Source organism: Shinella sumterensis (genome assembly GCF_004514425.2).
GTDB lineage: Bacteria > Pseudomonadota > Alphaproteobacteria > Rhizobiales > Rhizobiaceae > Shinella > Shinella sumterensis.
The window spans coordinates 120,182-135,899 of record NZ_MYFN02000001.1 but is presented as its reverse complement, the minus strand read 5'-3'; the positions used below and the strand labels follow the sequence as shown (position 1 = coordinate 135,899).

General features: G+C 64.4%; 17 protein-coding genes and 1 pseudogene. 11 read left to right on the top strand and 7 right to left on the bottom strand.

Annotated elements, in window-relative coordinates; genetic code table 11:
* Positions 1 to 53 precede the first annotated feature (53 nt).
* Entirely contained in the window at positions 54 to 932 is an 879-nt protein-coding gene (locus B5M41_RS00605) for a DMT family transporter (protein ID WP_134650986.1), read from the top strand.
* Between the two features lie 6 nt (positions 933 to 938).
* Here the strand turns inward: B5M41_RS00605 and B5M41_RS00600 are convergent, their stop codons facing one another.
* Positions 939 to 2,723 (bottom strand): IlvD/Edd family dehydratase, encoded by a 1,785-nt coding sequence (locus tag B5M41_RS00600; RefSeq protein WP_134650987.1) that lies wholly within the window; start codon positions 2,721 to 2,723, stop codon positions 939 to 941.
* A 156-nt stretch (positions 2,724 to 2,879) separates the two neighbouring features.
* On the opposite strand from B5M41_RS00600, the gene B5M41_RS00595 reads away from it, so the two are divergent.
* Positions 2,880 to 3,782, top strand: a complete 903-nt coding sequence (locus B5M41_RS00595; RefSeq protein ID WP_134650988.1) for a DMT family transporter — start codon at positions 2,880 to 2,882, stop codon at positions 3,780 to 3,782.
* A 6-nt stretch (positions 3,783 to 3,788) separates the two neighbouring features.
* Here B5M41_RS00595 and B5M41_RS00590 read toward each other — a convergent pair whose 3' ends face one another.
* From B5M41_RS00590 to B5M41_RS00575, 4 genes are all read right to left on the bottom strand, one after another.
* Positions 3,789 to 4,169 carry a c-type cytochrome gene (locus B5M41_RS00590; RefSeq protein WP_134650989.1) on the bottom strand — a complete coding sequence of 127 codons (381 nt, stop codon included), beginning with the start codon at positions 4,167 to 4,169 and terminating at the stop codon, positions 3,789 to 3,791.
* 112 nt (positions 4,170 to 4,281) lie between these two features.
* Positions 4,282 to 5,853 (bottom strand): GMC family oxidoreductase, encoded by a 1,572-nt coding sequence (locus B5M41_RS00585; RefSeq protein WP_134650990.1) that lies wholly within the window; start codon positions 5,851 to 5,853, stop codon positions 4,282 to 4,284.
* Between the two features lie 77 nt (positions 5,854 to 5,930).
* Positions 5,931 to 6,461 carry a gluconate 2-dehydrogenase subunit 3 family protein gene (locus B5M41_RS00580; RefSeq protein WP_134650991.1) on the bottom strand — a complete coding sequence of 177 codons (531 nt, stop codon included), beginning with the start codon at positions 6,459 to 6,461 and terminating at the stop codon, positions 5,931 to 5,933.
* A 57-nt stretch (positions 6,462 to 6,518) separates the two neighbouring features.
* On the bottom strand, positions 6,519 to 6,914 hold the full coding sequence (locus tag B5M41_RS00575; protein WP_134650992.1) for a VOC family protein: 396 nt from the start codon (positions 6,912 to 6,914) through the stop codon (positions 6,519 to 6,521).
* A gap of 212 nt (positions 6,915 to 7,126) precedes the next feature.
* Between B5M41_RS00575 and B5M41_RS00570 the strand changes: the two genes are divergently transcribed.
* A complete protein-coding gene (locus tag B5M41_RS00570) occupies positions 7,127 to 7,435 on the top strand; it encodes a ribbon-helix-helix domain-containing protein (protein ID WP_134650993.1) in 309 nt (102 codons plus the stop codon).
* A 2-nt stretch (positions 7,436 to 7,437) separates the two neighbouring features.
* Here the strand turns inward: B5M41_RS00570 and B5M41_RS00565 are convergent, their stop codons facing one another.
* Positions 7,438 to 8,253, bottom strand: coding sequence for a MerR family transcriptional regulator (locus tag B5M41_RS00565; protein ID WP_134650994.1), 816 nt, complete (start codon positions 8,251 to 8,253; stop codon positions 7,438 to 7,440).
* A gap of 189 nt (positions 8,254 to 8,442) precedes the next feature.
* On the opposite strand from B5M41_RS00565, the gene B5M41_RS00560 reads away from it, so the two are divergent.
* Positions 8,443 to 9,717, top strand: a complete 1,275-nt coding sequence (locus B5M41_RS00560) for a 4-aminobutyrate--2-oxoglutarate transaminase (RefSeq protein ID WP_134650995.1) — start codon at positions 8,443 to 8,445, stop codon at positions 9,715 to 9,717.
* Between the two features lie 91 nt (positions 9,718 to 9,808).
* A complete protein-coding gene (locus B5M41_RS00555) occupies positions 9,809 to 11,290 on the top strand; it encodes an NAD-dependent succinate-semialdehyde dehydrogenase (protein ID WP_134650996.1) in 1,482 nt (493 codons plus the stop codon).
* 102 nt (positions 11,291 to 11,392) lie between these two features.
* Here B5M41_RS00555 and B5M41_RS00550 read toward each other — a convergent pair whose 3' ends face one another.
* Complete coding sequence (locus B5M41_RS00550; RefSeq protein WP_134650997.1) at positions 11,393 to 12,409, bottom strand: fumarylacetoacetate hydrolase family protein; 1,017 nt, start codon at positions 12,407 to 12,409, stop codon at positions 11,393 to 11,395.
* 131 nt (positions 12,410 to 12,540) lie between these two features.
* Here B5M41_RS00550 and B5M41_RS00545 point away from each other — a divergent pair, with 131 nt between their 5' ends.
* The 6 genes and pseudogenes from B5M41_RS00545 (at position 12,541) to B5M41_RS00525 (ending at position 15,577) form a co-directional block, all read left to right on the top strand.
* On the top strand, positions 12,541 to 13,077 hold the full coding sequence (locus B5M41_RS00545) for a DUF2585 domain-containing protein (RefSeq protein ID WP_230639974.1): 537 nt from the start codon (positions 12,541 to 12,543) through the stop codon (positions 13,075 to 13,077).
* A pseudogene (locus B5M41_RS26970) lies at positions 13,077 to 13,151 on the top strand (helix-turn-helix domain-containing protein); the annotation flags it as partial. The gene B5M41_RS00545 and the pseudogene B5M41_RS26970, both read left to right, overlap by 1 nt.
* A 96-nt stretch (positions 13,152 to 13,247) precedes the next feature.
* The gene (locus B5M41_RS00540) at positions 13,248 to 13,541 is read left to right on the top strand and encodes a DUF6074 family protein (RefSeq protein ID WP_134650999.1); all 294 of its coding nucleotides are present in this window, start codon (positions 13,248 to 13,250) and stop codon (positions 13,539 to 13,541) included.
* A gap of 105 nt (positions 13,542 to 13,646) precedes the next feature.
* Positions 13,647 to 14,147: a heme-degrading domain-containing protein gene (locus B5M41_RS00535; RefSeq protein ID WP_134651000.1), complete on the top strand. Its 501-nt coding sequence runs from the start codon at positions 13,647 to 13,649 to the stop codon at positions 14,145 to 14,147.
* Positions 14,148 to 14,335: 188 nt separating this feature from the next.
* Complete coding sequence (locus tag B5M41_RS00530) at positions 14,336 to 14,539, top strand: hypothetical protein (RefSeq protein WP_134651001.1); 204 nt, start codon at positions 14,336 to 14,338, stop codon at positions 14,537 to 14,539.
* Positions 14,540 to 14,692: 153 nt separating this feature from the next.
* Positions 14,693 to 15,577: a helix-turn-helix transcriptional regulator gene (locus B5M41_RS00525; RefSeq protein WP_134651002.1), complete on the top strand. Its 885-nt coding sequence runs from the start codon at positions 14,693 to 14,695 to the stop codon at positions 15,575 to 15,577.
* Positions 15,578 to 15,718 lie beyond the last annotated feature (141 nt).

The window sequence follows — 15,718 nt, the reverse complement described above, 5'->3', positions numbered from 1 at the left end:
AGCCGCCGCGCTCTGATAGCGCGCACGGCATCGCCGCTTCCTGGACGTCCGCCTTGTCCCCCGTTGCATCCCCATCGCATGCGCGACTCGCGCTCATCGCTCTCCTCGTTGGCGGCATCGCCATCGGCGGCTCGCCGATCTTCGTGCGGTTTTCCGAAGTCGGGCCGATGGCGACGGCGTTCTGGCGCGTCGCGCTCGCGCTCGTGCCGTTCTTCATCGTCTCGCGCGCGCTCCCGCAGGCCGACGAGCGGCCGTCCGGTCTTCGCGACCGCCTCTTCCTGTTCCTGCCCGGCATCTTTCTGGCCGCCGACCTGGGGTCCTGGCATCTCTCGCTGCACATGACCTCGGTTGCCAATGCGACGCTCTTTGCCAATGTTGCACCCGTCTTCGTCACGCTCGGCTCCTGGCTGCTTTTCCGCACGACCATCACGCCCGTCTTTCTTGCCGGGCTGGCGCTGGCGCTGATCGGCGTCGTCGTGCTGAAGGGCGGGCCGGCAGCGCTGGGCGGCGGGCAGATGGCGGGCGATGCGACGGCCGTCGTCGCGGCGATGTTCTACGCCGGTTACATGCTGTCGATCGGCCATTTGCGGGCGCGGTTCTCCACGTCGCGCATCATGGTGTGGACGACATTCGCCGCAATGACCTGCATGCTGCCGGTCGCCTTCGTCCTGGAAGCCGACCTGGCGCCGGCGACGCTCTTCGGCTGGGGCATGCTGCTCGGTCTCGCGCTCATCAGCCATGTCGGCGGGCAGGGCCTCGTCACCTACGCGCTCGCCTATCTTCCGACGGCGTTCTCCTCGCTGACGCTGCTTCTCCAGCCGGTCGTCGCCGCACTCCTCGCCTGGCTGCTGCTGGGCGAGCCTGTCGGGCTGATGCAGGCCATCGGGGGTGTGATCGTGCTCTTCGGCATCCTCGTCGCGCGCCGCGGCTGAACCGCATCAGTGGTTGTGGCGCGGCGGGGTTTCCGCGATCCTGCGGAAATCTGCCGCCCCGTCGATCACCGCACCATCCGAGAGCTGCGTGACCGTCTGGCGATAGAGGCGTTGCCACGGCGTGGCGTCTGCCGGAACGGCGGGAATGCCATCGGCCTTGCGCTTTTCGATCTCTTCCTCTGCCACCAGCATGTCGCAGCGGCCATGTTCGAGGTCGATGCGAATAATGTCGCCGGTGCGCAGCCAGGCAAGTCCGCCACCGGCCGCGCTTTCCGGCGAGGCATTGAGGATGGACGGACTGTCGGCGGTGCCGGACTGGCGGCCGTCGCCGATGGTGGGCAGGCTGGTGACGCCGCGCCTGAGCAGATGGTCCGGCGGCTGCATGTTGACGACCTCCGCCGAACCCGGCCAGCCAAGCGGCCCGGCGCCGCGGATGACGAGGATCGTGCGCTCGTCGATGCCGAGCGCCGGGTCGTTGATGCGCGCGTGGTAATCCTCCGAGCCGTCGAAGACCGCCGCCCTGCCCTCGAATATGCCTTCGCGGCCGGGCTCGCTCAGATAGCGCTGCCGGAATTCCTCGGAAATGACCGAGGTCTTCATGATGGCGAAGTCGAAGAGATTGCCCTTGAGGACAAGGAAACCGGCGCGTTCCTTCAACGGTGCATCATATGACCGGATCACCTCGCGATCGCTTGCGGCGCGTCCCTCCAGGTTTTGCGCCATGGTGCGGCCCGTGACGGTGGGACAGGTGCCATCGAGTTTTCCCGCCTCGAGCAGTTCGCGCATGATGGCGGGCACGCCGCCCGCACGGTGGAATCGCTCGCCGAGGAAGCGGCCGGCCGGCTGCACGTCCGCCAGCAGCGGGATATCGTAGCCGTACCGCTGCCAGTCGTCGGGCTCCAGCGCGACACCGGCATGTTTCGCCATGGCCATCAGATGCGGCTGCGCATTGGTGGAGCCGCCGATGGCGGAATTGACACGGATGGCATTGAGAAAGGCCTGCCGCGTGAGGATGTGGGAGGGGCGGATATCCTCCAGCATCAATTCCACGGCGCGCCGGCCGGTGCGATAGGCGATCTGCCCGCGCTCGCGATAGGCGGCCGGAATGGCGGCACAGCCGGTGAGCGACATGCCGAGCGCCTCGGCCAGCGCGTTCATGGTGGAGGCCGTTCCCATCGTGTTGCAATGGCCGATGGAGGGTGCGGAATCCATCGCGGCCTGCAGAAATTCCTCTTCGTCGATGGCGCCGGCGGCAAGCTTGCGGCGTGAGCGCCAGATGACGGTGCCCGAGCCGACAAGATCGCCGTCGTGCCAGCCGTCGAGCATCGGCCCGCCCGACAGGACGATGGCGGGAATGTCGACCGTCGAGGCGGCCATCAGGGCCGAGGGCGTGGTCTTGTCGCAGCCGGTCGTCAGCACGACCCCATCCAGCGGATAGCCGTAGAGGATTTCGACCAGCCCGAGATAGGCGAGGTTGCGGTCAAGCGCCGCGGTCGGCCGCTTGCAGTTTTCGAAGATCGGATGGGTGGGGAATTCGATGGGAATGCCGCCGGCATCGCGGATACCGTCGCGCACGCGCCTGGCGAGATCGACATGGTGGCGATTGCAGGGCGTGAGATCGCTGCCGCTCTGGGCAATCCCGATCACCGGCTTGCCCGAGCGCAGCTCCTCCGGCGTGATGCCGTAATTCATGAAGCGTTCGAGATAGATGGCGGCCATGTCGACGTGGTCGCGGTTGTCGAACCAGTCCTGCGAGCGCAGCCGGCGTTTCGTCGTCTTGGTGTCCGTCATCATGAAGCTCCTCCGCAACGGCCGCACTGTTTCATTGCCGGCGACGGGGATCAACCGCCAGGTGGTGATAGGGGATTATGGAGCCATCAAAAATAGTCGCTGGATCGGGGACGGCGAATGTGTCACAGCGCGTCAACCGCCATCAGAGTTGCCGACATGACAGACACCGCCGCCGCCACGCCCGCCACCGGCTCCGCCCGCCTCGGCGTGCTGTTGATGCTGCTCGGCATGGTGATGTTTTCGCTGAACGACGTGCTCGGCAAGTGGCTGGTCTCGACCTATTCGGTCGGGCAGCTGATGCTGATCCGCAGTCTGGCCGCCATGGTCGTGCTGGCACCGTTCTTCTGGCGGGTCGGCTGGCGCCGGCTGATCGAGGTCGAGCAGCCGAAACTGCACCTGCTGCGCTCCGCGCTCTTCGCCTTCGAGGCATCGGCGTTCTATTTCGCGGTGGCCTATATGCCGCTGGCCGACGCGATGACCTACTGGCTCGCGGCACCGATCTATGTCGCCGCCCTCTCGCCGCTGATGCTGGGCGAGCATGTCGGCTGGCGGCGCTGGTCGGCCATTCTCGTCGGCTTTGCCGGCGTCATCATCGCGCTGTCGCCCTCCAGGGACAGCTTCACGCTGCCGGCCCTCATCGCGCTTGCGGGCAGCCTCGCTTTCGGGCTTGCCATGGTCTTCAGCCGCTCGTTGCGCGCCACGCCCGACACGACGCTGGTGTTCTGGCAGGTGACCGGTGCGGCGCTCTTCGCGGGCGTCTGGTGTCTTTCCGATCCCGGCGGCTGGGCACCGGTCAGTGCCGTCGATTTCGGCCTGCTCAGCCTGCTCGGCATCGTGGCGATGGCGGCGCATATGCTGGTCAACCGCTCGCTGAAGCTGGGCGATGCCGCGACCGTGGTGCCGCTGCAATACACGCTGCTGATCTGGGCGGTTCTGTTCGGATGGCTGTTCTTCGGCGATGCGCCGCGCCCGGCCATGCTCATCGGCGCAGGCTTTATCGTGGCCTCCGGCCTCTTCATCTTCTTCCGCGAATTGCAGCTGAAGCGGCGTGGCGGCTGAGCGGGCTTACTGCGCCTTGACCGATTTCAGATAGGCGATGACGTCGGCGATGTCCTGCTCGGACTTGAGGCCGGAAAAGGCCATGCGCGTCTTGGGGATCATCTTCTTCGGGCCGGCGAGATAGGTGGCGAGCGTCGCCTCGTCCCATGTCAGGCCCTTGGCGCCTTCTTCCTTCATGGCATCGGAATAGTTCGTGTAGTCGGCAAGCGCCGCCGCGGGCCGGCCGACGACGCCGTCCAGATGCGGGCCGACCTTGTTCGTCGCCTGCTCGGCATTGTGACAGGCGGTGCATTTCTTGAACACGACCTTTCCCGCCTCGGCGGAGCCTTCGGCTGCCAGCGCGGTCGAGGAAAGCGTCAGGAGGATCAGGGCGGCAAGCGTCTTCATGCGTCGTTCCATCGAAAAGGCGGCCGGCGTGAGCCGGCCGGAGTTGGCGCGGCCTGCCGGCCGCACGCGATCACCGGCCGCCCGAAGGCGGCCGGGGAGGATCGCGGAAATATCAGATCGAGCCGGCGGCCATTTCCTTGGCGATGTAATCCGCCTGGCGGATCGCAAGCGACACGATGGTGAGCGTCGGGTTTTCCGCGCCGCCCGTCGTGAACTGGCTGCCGTCCGACACGAACAGGTTCTTGATGTCGTGCGTCTGGCCCCACTTGTTGACCACGCCGTCGCTTGCCTTCTCGCTCATGCGGTTTGTGCCGAGATTGTGCGTGGATGGATAGGGCGGCGTGGGGAAGCTGCGCGTCGCGCCGACGGCTTCGTAGAGCGCCTGCCCCTGCTGGTAGGCATGGTTGCGCATCGCGACGTCGTTGGCGTGATCGGTGAACCAGACATCCGGGATCGGCATGCCGTACTGGTCCTTCAGTTCGCCGTGCAGCTTCACGGCATTCTGTTCCTGCGGCATGTCCTCGCCGACGATCCACAGGCCCGCCATGTTGGCGTAGCTGTCCATCGCCGAGGCAAACGAGCGGCCCCAGCCGCCGGGATCGAGGAAGGCCGCCATGAAGGGCACCCCGAGGGAGAGCGTTTCCAGCTCGTAGCCGCCGACGAAGCCGCGCGACGGATCGTGCTTCGCCTCGTCCCTGATGATGCCGGCCATGGTGGTGCCGCGATACATGTGCACGGGCTTCTCGAACACGGCATAGACCGAGCCCGTCGTGTGGCGCATGTAGTTCTTGCCGACCTGGCCGGAAGAGTTGGCAAGGCCGTCGGGGAACTTCGCCGAGGCCGAGTTGAGCAGCAGGCGCGGGCTTTCGATGGAGTTGCCGGCGACGGCGACGATGCGGGCCTTCTGGCTGTGCAGCTTGCCGTCCTTGTCGGCATAGACCACGGCATTGACCTTGCCGCTGGCATCATGCTCGATCTTCACGACATGCGACTGCGGGCGCACCTCCAGCTTGCCGGTGGCCTCCCCCTTGGGGATTTCCGTATAGAGCGTCGACCATTTGGCGCCCCATTTGCAGCCCTGGAAACAGAAGCCGGTCTGCTGACAGCTCATGCGGTCGTCGCGATCGGCGGAGTTGATCGCCATGTTGCCGGTGTGACATTCCTTGTAGCCGAGCTTGTCGGCGCCGGCCTTGAGGATCTTGAAGTTGTTGTTGCCCGGCAGGCCCTCGATGCCGTTGGTGCGGGTCACGCCCATCTTGTCTTCGGCCTTGGCGTAGTAGGGCTCCAGCTCGGCGAGCGTGATCGGCCAGTCGAGCAGGTTGGCGCCGTCGATCTTGCCGTAATGGCTGAGCGTCCTGAACTCGTGCTCCTGGAAGCGCAGCGAGGCGCCGGCCCAGTGGGTGGTGGTGCCGCCGACCGCCTTGACGATCCAGGCCGGCAGGTTCGGGAAGTCCTTGGCCACACGCCAGCCGCCGCCCGTCGTGCGGTGATCGAGCCAGGCGAGCTGGGCAAAACTGTCCCACTCGTCGTTGATGAAGTCCTCGTGTTCGTGCCGCGCGCCGGATTCGAGCACGACGACGTCGATGCCCTTCTGCGCCAGTTCGTTGCCCAGCGTACCGCCGCCGGCACCGGAACCGATGATGACGACCACGCTGTCGTCGTTGAGATCGTAAGGAGCTGCCATGGTTTCCTCCTGAAACGGGACGGTCGGCGTTGCGCCATGCGGCCGCGCCTCCTCCGGCGCTGGCCGTCAGACCGTCGTCAAAGCCATTCGATGTCGTCGAAACCGCGGGCGATGTACCCGCCCTTCGAGTAGGATTCGCCCTCGTAGCCGAAATGCGGCCAGAGTTCCTTCTGGTTGTAGAAGGAGACGACGAGATCGCCGCGCACCGCCTGGAAGAACGGTGTCGCCTCGATGTCGCGCAGGATCGCGACGCGGTCGTCTTCCCAGCCGAGGCCGCGATAACCGTTGGCGCCGGCGCGCTTGTCGAGATCGGCAATGCCGTCCTCGATCAGCGTCTTGTGCGCGGCGTCCGTGCCGGCCTTGGTCTCGTGACCCTTGACGGCGATGGCGTAGAAGCGATCGGAAATCGCGTCGTGCGGGTAAATGTCACGGGCGAGCTTGATCAGCGTCGCCATGGTCTCCGGCTTCAGCGCCGTCGTTTCCATGCCCCACGCGCGGTCGGGGCTGATGACGGCGTTGCCGGCGATGATGAGTGCGGCGCCGACCGTGCCGCGCTTCAGAAGCTCGCGCCGGGAAATGCCGGGGCGCTGCTCGTAGATGGTCGTCATGTCACGTTCCTCCCGTTGCATTCATGGCGGGCGGCCTCCCCCGGGCCGCCGGCCTCTTTACTTGTAGCGGCCGTGCCGCTGCAGAACCTCGATCTTGTAGCCATCCGGATCGGTGACGAAGAAGAAGCGGGCAAGCAGGCCGCCGTCCCGGTTGAATTCGACGATCTTGCCGGTGGTGAAGCCGAGCGCGGAGACGCGGGCATGCTCGCTGTCGAGATCGGACACCGAGACGGCGAGATGGCCGTAGCCATCGCCGAGATTGTAAGGTTCGGTGCGGCCCTTGTTGATCGTCAGCTCGAGTTCGAATTCGCTTTCGGCATTGCTCATGTAGACGAGCGTGAAGGTCTCGAAATCCAGCCGCTCGGCGATTTCGAGGCCGAAGGCCCTGTTGTAGAAATCCACGGACCGGTCTTCGTCCAGAACACGGATCATGGAATGTATCGTCTTCGCCACGCCTGGTTTCCCCCGCTTGCAGTTCGCTTGTAGAAGGAGTGTGCGTCCGGAATCGGGGCTGCGGGTAGCAGCCCGTTACCGCACATGGATTTTCATTTCCGGAGTATATGGAGAAGGAATTTTTATCTGTTCGCGCGCGCCGGGATGATTTGACCAAATACAAGCGTCGCCGCATAATCGAGGGCATAAAAACAAGACTGGAGGATATGCCAATGTGTGAGGTTTTCGCGGGCCAGGATCCGCAACGCTACCGGCCCGTCAACCGGTCGGTGCGCATCGGCGGGCATTCGACGAGCATCCAGCTCGAGGCGGCCTTCTGGGTGCTGATCGACGAGATCGCCAGCGGTCAGGGCATGTCGACGTCCCGCTTTCTCTCGACGCTCTATGACGAGGCGCTGGAGCGCAACGGCACGGTGTCGAACTTCGCGTCGCTGCTGCGCACGAGCTGTCTCATCTACCTGATGGGCGGCACCGCCAGGGAGGCCGAACCGCGCGCCTTCCACATCGTCGCGGCCGAGTAGCGTCAGAAGGTCGGCGGGGTGTTGATCCAGATCAGCACCGTCTCGCCGTCATGGCTGTTGTGCCAGGAATGGTGGCGGGTGCTCTCGAAATAGAGGCTGTCGCCGGGGCCGAGGTCGTGGAATTCGTGGCCGTCGAGCACGATCTCGACGCGCCCCGCCAGGACATGGACGAATTCCTCGCCGTCGTGCTGGTAGGCGCCGTCAGAGGTGGCGCCGGGCGCCAGCACGAAACGGTGGCAATCCATCATGTTGCGGCCGTCGGCCAGCACCTGCACGGTCACGCCCGGCGATGTCTCCGGCCACAGCTTCCATTCCCCCGAGCGCACCACCGCACGGTTGTCGGTCTCCTCCTCGCCGGAAAGCTTGGAGACGGTCGTGCCGTAATAGTCGGCGAGATCGTGCAGCACGCGGAAGGTCACGCCCTGCGAGGTGCGTTCGAAGGTGGAGAGAACGGAGGTCGCGATGCCGATATCGCCGGCCACCTGCTCCAGCGTCTTTCCCTCGGCATGGCGCAGGCTGCGGAACTTGCGGCCGATGCCCTGCGGCGCATCGCCGTCCGACGCCTGCGTTTCCGCCGCAGGCTCTTCCGCCTCCAGCGCCTCGCGGATCGCGGCCGGGTTGAGGCCGCGCTCGGTGCGATACCAGGCAATGCGCTTGAGGCGGTTGACATCGTCGGCGCTGTACTGCCGGTGGCCGGTGTCCGAGCGGCCGGGCACGACGAGACCCTGCGTCTCCCATAGCCTCAGCGTGGAGGCCGAGACGCCGGCAAGGCGTGCCGCCTCCGTCACCTTATAGTGCACCGGTTCCGGGGAACCCATCGCGCCAATCCCTGATTCTGTGTTCGTTTCGCTTATACACACCCACGCGGGCGGGCGGCCTGAAAATCGGTCGCATTTCCCGCGCAGAATGCCAGTTGCATTCTTGCAGAAAAAATGTAGGAATTCCACTCGAAGCTTGCAGAAAAAATGCAAGTTATTGATCGAAGCCTCCAGATTCAGGATAGCGCCATGACCGCCTCCCCGCTGACCGACCGCAAGAACGCCGCTATTTCGCGCGGCGTGGGCATGACCACGCAGATCTACGCCGACCGCGCGGAAAATGCGGAGATCTGGGACAAGGAAGGCAATCGCTACATCGATTTCGCCGCCGGCATCGCCGTCGTCAACACCGGCCATCGCCATCCGCGCGTCATCGAGGCCGTCAAGAAGCAGCTCGACCGCTTCACGCATACCTGCCACCAGGTCGTGCCCTATGAAAACTATGTGGAACTCGCCGAGCGCCTGAACGCCATCACCCCCGGCGATTTCGAGAAGAAGACGATCTTCGTCACCACCGGTGCCGAAGCCGTCGAGAACGCCGTGAAGATCGCCCGCGCCGCCACCGGCCGCCAGGCTGTCATCGCATTTTCCGGCGCCTTCCACGGCCGCACCTTCATGGGCATGGCGCTGACCGGCAAGGTCGTTCCCTACAAGGTCGGCTTCGGCGCCATGCCGGCCGACATCTACCATGCACCGTTCCCGGTCGAGATGCACGGCACGACCGTCGAGCAGTCGCTCGATGTACTGAAGAAGCTCTTTGCCGCCGATGTGGACCCGAACCGCGTCGCCGCGATCATCATCGAGCCGGTGCAGGGCGAAGGCGGCTTTTATCCGGTTCCGGTCAACTTCATGAAGGCGATCCGCGAAATCTGCGACAAGCACGGCATCCTGCTGATCGCCGATGAAGTCCAGACCGGCTTTGCCCGTACCGGCAAGCTGTTCGCCATGGAGCATTTCGGCGTCACGGCCGACCTCGTGACCATGGCCAAGGGCCTTGGCGGCGGCTTCCCGATCGCGGCCGTCACCGGCCGCGCCGACATCATGGACGCACCCGGCCCGGGCGGCCTGGGCGGCACCTATGCCGGCAGCCCGATCGGCGTTGCGGCGGCCCATGCCGTTCTCGATGTCATCAAGGACGAAGACCTGTGCAACCGCGCGGAAAACCTCGGTGCACGCCTCAAGCAGCGCCTCGCATCGCTGCGCGACAAGGTTCCTGAAATCGTCGACATCCGCGGCCCGGGCTTCATGAACGCCGTCGAGTTCAACGACGTCGCGACGAAGCAGCCGAGCGCCGAATTCGCCAACAAGGTTCGCCTGAAAGCGCTCGAAAAGGGCCTGATCCTGCTGACCTGCGGCGTGCACGGCAACGTCATCCGCTTCCTCGCGCCGATCACCATCCAGGACGACGTCTTTGCCGAAGGCCTTGATATCCTCGAAGCGGCGATGATCGAAGCCCGCGGCTGAGCGGTACGAGACAGACGACACATGATGAAGCAAGCGACACCCGGAGCAGAGGCTCCGGGTGAAGGCGCTTTGCTGCCCGAAAGGAACGACAATGGCTTTCTATGATGCTCTGACCCGGCACTTCACGTCGGGCGACCTGCTGCGCGATGCCGGCTATGTGGACGGCAAGTGGATCAGCGACAGCGCGGCCGGAACCTTCGACGTGCTCAATCCCGCGACCGGCGAGACACTGGCGACCCTGCCGGAAATGGGGGCGACCGAGACGAAGGCCGCAATCGACGCCGCCTACCGGGTTCAGCCCGCCTGGGCCGCGCGGCCGGCAAAGGAGCGCAGCATTCTCCTTCGCAAGTGGTTCGATCTGATGATCGCCCATGCCGACGAGCTTGCCGCCATCCTGACCGCCGAAATGGGCAAGCCGCTGGCCGAGGCCAAGGGCGAGATCCTCTATGCCGCCTCCTATGTGGAATGGTATGCGGAAGAAGCAAAGCGCATCAACGGCGAGACGATCCCCGCCGCCAGTGCGGACAAGCGCATGATGGTCATCAAGCAGCCGGTCGGCGTGGTCGGCACGATCACGCCCTGGAATTTCCCGACCGCGATGATCGCCCGCAAGGTGGCGCCGGCGCTCGCCGTGGGCTGCACGGTAGTTTCCAAGCCTGCCGAGCTGACGCCGCTTTCGGCCATTGCGCTCGCCGTTCTGGCCGAGCGGGCCGGCATTCCCGCCGGTGTGTTCAACATCGTGCTCGGCACGGACGGTCCGGCGATCGGCAAGGAACTGTGCTACAATCCGAAGGTCCGCAAGATCTCCTTCACGGGCTCGACGGAAGTCGGGCGCATCCTGATGCGCCAGTGCGCGGACCAGATCAAGAAGATGAGCCTGGAGCTCGGCGGCAACGCGCCCTTCATCGTTTTCGACGATGCGGATCTCGACGCCGCCGTGGAAGGCGCCATGGCCTCCAAGTATCGCAATGCCGGACAGACCTGCGTCTGCGCCAACCGGCTCTATGTGCAGTCGAACGTCTACGACGCCTTTGCCGAGAAGCTGGCCAGGAAGGTGGCCGAACTTTCCGTCGGTGACGGTTTCGCCAAGGGCACGACGGTCGGTCCGCTGATCGAGGAAGCCGCGATCGAGAAGGTCGAGGCCCATATCGCCGATGCCGTTTCCAAGGGCGCGACGGTGGTTTCCGGCGGCAAGCGGGTGGCCGGCAAGGGCACCTTCTTCGAGCCGACCGTGCTGAAGGGCGTCGCCCGCGGCATGACGGTCGCGCGGGAGGAGACGTTCGGCCCGCTCGCGCCGCTCTTCCGTTTCGACACGGTCGAGGACGTCATCGAACAGGCGAACGACACCGAATTCGGTCTCGCCGCCTACTTCTATGCCGGCGACCTGAAGAAGGTCTGGAAGGTGGCCGAGGCGCTGGAATACGGCATGGTGGGCGTCAATACGGGCCTCATTTCCTCTGAAGCCGCGCCCTTCGGCGGCATCAAGCAATCCGGCCTCGGCCGCGAAGGCTCGGCCCATGGTGCGGAAGACTATCTGGAAATGAAATATGTCTGCATCGGCGACCTCGCCTGATGAATGAAGGTCGCCCGCATGACGCGGGCGGCCTTCATGCCCTGTCGACGTCGGTGCGGGCGAAATCGTCGCCTTTACAGAGCAGGGGAATGCCGTGCTGGCTCAGCCTCTTTCGTAGCGCGTCACCGTCTGCTCGATGGCGCCGAAGATGGAGTGGCCGGTCTCGTCCTTCATCTCGATGCGCACGACATCGCCGAACTTGAGGAACGGCGTCTTCGCCGCGCCGGTGGTGATGGTCTCGATGGTGCGCAGCTCCGCAAGGCAGGAATAGCCGGCACCGCCCTCGGCGATCGGCTTGCCCGGACCGCCGTCGAACCTGTTGGACACGGTGCCGGAGCCGATGATGGAGCCGGCGACGAGCGGGCGGGTCCTCGCGGCATGGGCGACGAGCTGCGCGAAGTCGAACACCATGTCGATGCCCGCATTGGCCTTGCCGAAGGGGCTGCCATTGAGCGAGACCAGAAGCGGTAGATGGAGTTTGCGGCCATCCCAGGCCGTGCCGAGCTCATCCGGCGTGACGGCGACGGGCGAGAAGGCGGAGGATGGCTTCGACTGGAAGAAGCCCAGCCCCTTGGCGAGTTCCGACGGCATGAGGCCGCGTAGCGACACATCATTGGCGAGCATGATCAGCCGGATGGCGGCCCCTGCCTCCTCCACGCTTGCGCCCATCGGCACGTCATCGACGATGACGGCGACTTCGCCCTCCATGTCGATACCCCAGGTCTCGTCCTGTACGACGATGGGGTCACGGGGACCGAGGAACGTGTCCGAGCCGCCCTGGTAGAGCCGGGGATCGGTGTGCGCGCCGTCGGGCAGCTCGGCGTTGCGCGCCTTGTACATGAGTTCGACATGATGGAGATAGGCGGAGCCGTCGGCCCATTGATAGGCGCGGGGCAGCGGCGAGCCGGCATCGTGTTCGTGAAAGCGCATGATGGGCTGCGAGCCGGTCTCGAGCCCCTCGGCGACCCGTGCCAGGCGCGGTGCGGCGTGTTCCCAGTCGTCGAGCGCGTCCTGCAGCGTGCGGGCGATATGCCCGACCTCCGAGCAGCGCGTCAGGTCACGCGAGACGACCACCAGGCGGCCGTCACGGGTGGAACTTTTCAGTGTCGCCAGTTTCATAAGTCTCTCTCTCCCAGTCTTGTTTCCTGCCCTGCGATCGTGTCATCTACCGGTCGCATGAACCTTCCCGCGCCCTCCCCGGCGCACCGCTTTCAAGGACATTCCGCTTGAACCCTACGGTCCGAAACGCCCTGCTGATCGTCGCAGCCTTCGTCGCCGCGACGGCCACGATCCTTTATACGATGGGCCAGCCGCTCATCTGCAAGTGCGGATATGTCAAATTGTGGCACGGGGTCGTGGTCTCCTCGGAGAACTCGCAGCACCTCACCGACTGGTACACGCCAAGCCACATCATTCACGGCATCCTGTTCTTCGGTCTGTTCACCCTCATCCTGCGCAAGGCTAGCATCAATGTTCGCCTGACGCTCGCGCTCATTCTCGAATGCGCCTGGGAGATCGTCGAAAACACCGACATGGTGATCAACCGTTATCGCGAGGCGACGATCGCGCTCGATTACTTCGGCGACAGCGTCATCAATTCGAGCGCCGACATCCTGGCCATGGTGGTGGGCTTCTTCCTCGCAGCGCGCCTGCCGGTCTGGGCGAGTGTGGCGATCATCATCGTCTTCGAGGCGACGACGACATGGCTCATCCGCGACGGACTGGCTTTGAACATCCTGATGCTCGTCTGGCCGATCGACGCCGTGAAGGCGTGGCAGGGCGGCTGAGACATCTGGCAGCACTCGTGGGAGCCGGTCTTCTCGCGCGGCAGGACAGCCCGAACGGCAAAGGTTACGGGCGGATCGTATGATGGCGGCACAGCGGATTTGCGATTGGAAACCGCGTGTTAACCACGGACTTCCTAATGATGGGCGGAGCAACAGGGAAATCCGAATCAATGCCGTCACCTGCCTCGGCCCAGCCGCGCCGCCGTTCCACCGCTATCGAAGCCGGCCCGGTCGTGCCGTTTCCTGCTGCGCGTCGCACCGCGCATGTCCGTCAATGCGCAGGCGAACTGGGCGGGCTGCATGGCGAGGACGCACGCCGCTACTGGTTGAAGGTCTGCCGCGAGCTTGCCGACGAGCTTTTGAAATTCGGTTCGAGCGAAAGCCAGGCACGATCCGCGGTGCTGGCCTTCCAGGATGAAGTGCAGCGCGAGCTTCTGCGCCAGCATGAAAGCGAACAGGACTGATCCGATTGGCGTTTGCCGTCATCGAGGGTGAGCCCCACCCTCCTGCCCTTCCCTTTCCCAAGAAGGCCGGCTAGGAACGGTCGGGAAAGCACTGGGAGGATGGCTATGACGGAAGCGATTGCGGACGATATCCGCCGGCTTGAAGAACAGGAACGCCTGCTGCGTTTCAGCCGGTTCAGTCCCGATGATGCCTGGGCGCTCGGCAACCGCATTCGCGAGGTGGCCATGGCGCGCGGCGCCGGCGTCGCGATCGATATTTCGCTGCGGGACCGGCCCCTGTTCCATTGCGCCCTGCCTGGCACCACCACGGACAACGGGGAGTGGATCCGGCGCAAGCGCAACACCGTGTTGCGTCTGTGGAGCGCTTCCTATCTCGTCGGCCGACGCTTCGCGCTTTCGGGCCGCGACCAGGTGGAGGCGCGCAATCTCGCCTATGCGGATTTTTCCGTGCATGGCGGCAGCGTTCCGCTTTTCGTCGCGGATCTCGGTTGCGTCGGCGCGGTCACCGTCTCCGGCGTGCCGGAGCGCATCGACCATGCCATCGTCACCGACGCGATGGCGCGTTTCCTCAACATCGATCTCGGCGACAGCCGGTTGCCGGAGTAACACCCTCCCCCTGCCGCGGAATGGGATGACCGACGCCCTGACGTTGTCAGGCGGTCGGAACGCCCGAATTTATGGCGTGCGTGAGCCGTTACCCGGGAGCGCTGTATTCGGCGGCAAAGCGGCAATCGCAGCATTGCCAGGCCGCTGAGCCGCCCTATGCTTCCTTGAAGCACTACCGGGAGAGACCAATGGATGTCGTCGAAATCGCCGATCTGACCGAATGGGATGCCAACGACCTTGGAAACCTCAATCTGGCCGTTCCGCTTTTCGCAGAAAGCTTGCCGTTTGTGCTGTTTCCCGCGCCTGGGGCGCGACCGGTCGTCACCGAAAAAATGGCAGCAACCATAAACGACGTCCTTGCCCTGAAACGTAAGCATACGCTAACGCAATGACCGGCTTCGCGACGATTCCTGGCGTGGGTGCGGAGGCTAACGACAAGCGATTTCCCTTCCAAACCGGTCCCCTCGAATTGGGCCATGTTGCACGCGGCGCCGTTTGCCTGTAGAAAACTTGAGGGAGATAAGAAGGTATAACCGGACGGCAAGATGACCTTCCAGCCGCGCATGCAAAACAGGATCGAAGGCTTTTCCGTTGTGGGCGATCTCAGCCGGCGGCATTGGAACGGCATCGTCGCCGACGTCTGGAATGTGGAATGTGCACCGCATGCCGGCGGTTACTATGTCGGGCGCGATCCTCGCCTGTTCGTGCTGCTCGACAAGCGGGGCCCCGGATCCTCCCGAATGCGCCTGTCATCCGGCGGCAAGGAGACGGTCGCGGATTGGGGCTTGCAGCCGATTGCCTATATCCCGGCGGATTTCGAGCTTTGGGCCGAACTTGCCGACCACCGCTTCATGCGCCATCTCGACCTGCATTTCGATGTCGAGACGATCCGCCGGAGGCTGGCCGATGATCTGGACGCCGAGCGCCTGGCGACGCCGCAACTGTTTTTCTCCGACAACCGGCTTCTCTCCCTGGCGCACCTGATCGCTGCGGAATGCTGCAACCCCCTCCCCCTGCACGACCTCTACGGCGACGGCCTTTCGCTCGCCCTGCTGATCGATGTCATGAAACTGGCCAAGGTGCAGGGCCGCAAAAGAAGCAAGCTTGCGGGGTGGCAACTGCGTCGCGCGACCGACTTCATTGAAGAAAACTGCTTGCGCAATATCAGGCTTGAGGAACTGGCCGGGCTCGTGGGGCTTTCCCAATCGCATTTCAGCCATGCCTTCAAGGCCTCCACCGGCATGGCGCCGCATCAGTGGCAGGTCAATGCGCGCCTACGTCGCGCCAAGGCATTGATTCGACGTGGAAATTTGTCGTTGATCGACATTGCGGTCGAGACGGGCTTCGCTGACCAGGCGCATTTCACCCGGGTCTTCCGCAAGAACTTCGGCACCACGCCCGCCAATTGGCGCAAGTCCAATGGTGCCTGAAGGCGTGCCATCCGTGCCCGCGACCTCGGCTGAAAATAGCCCAAGAACGTTCAATTTTCGCGGAATGTGACAATCCCGAATATTAAAACTGAGTTAATTACTCATCTTATTGCCATTCGCTCGGCCGAACGGGGCCGAGCC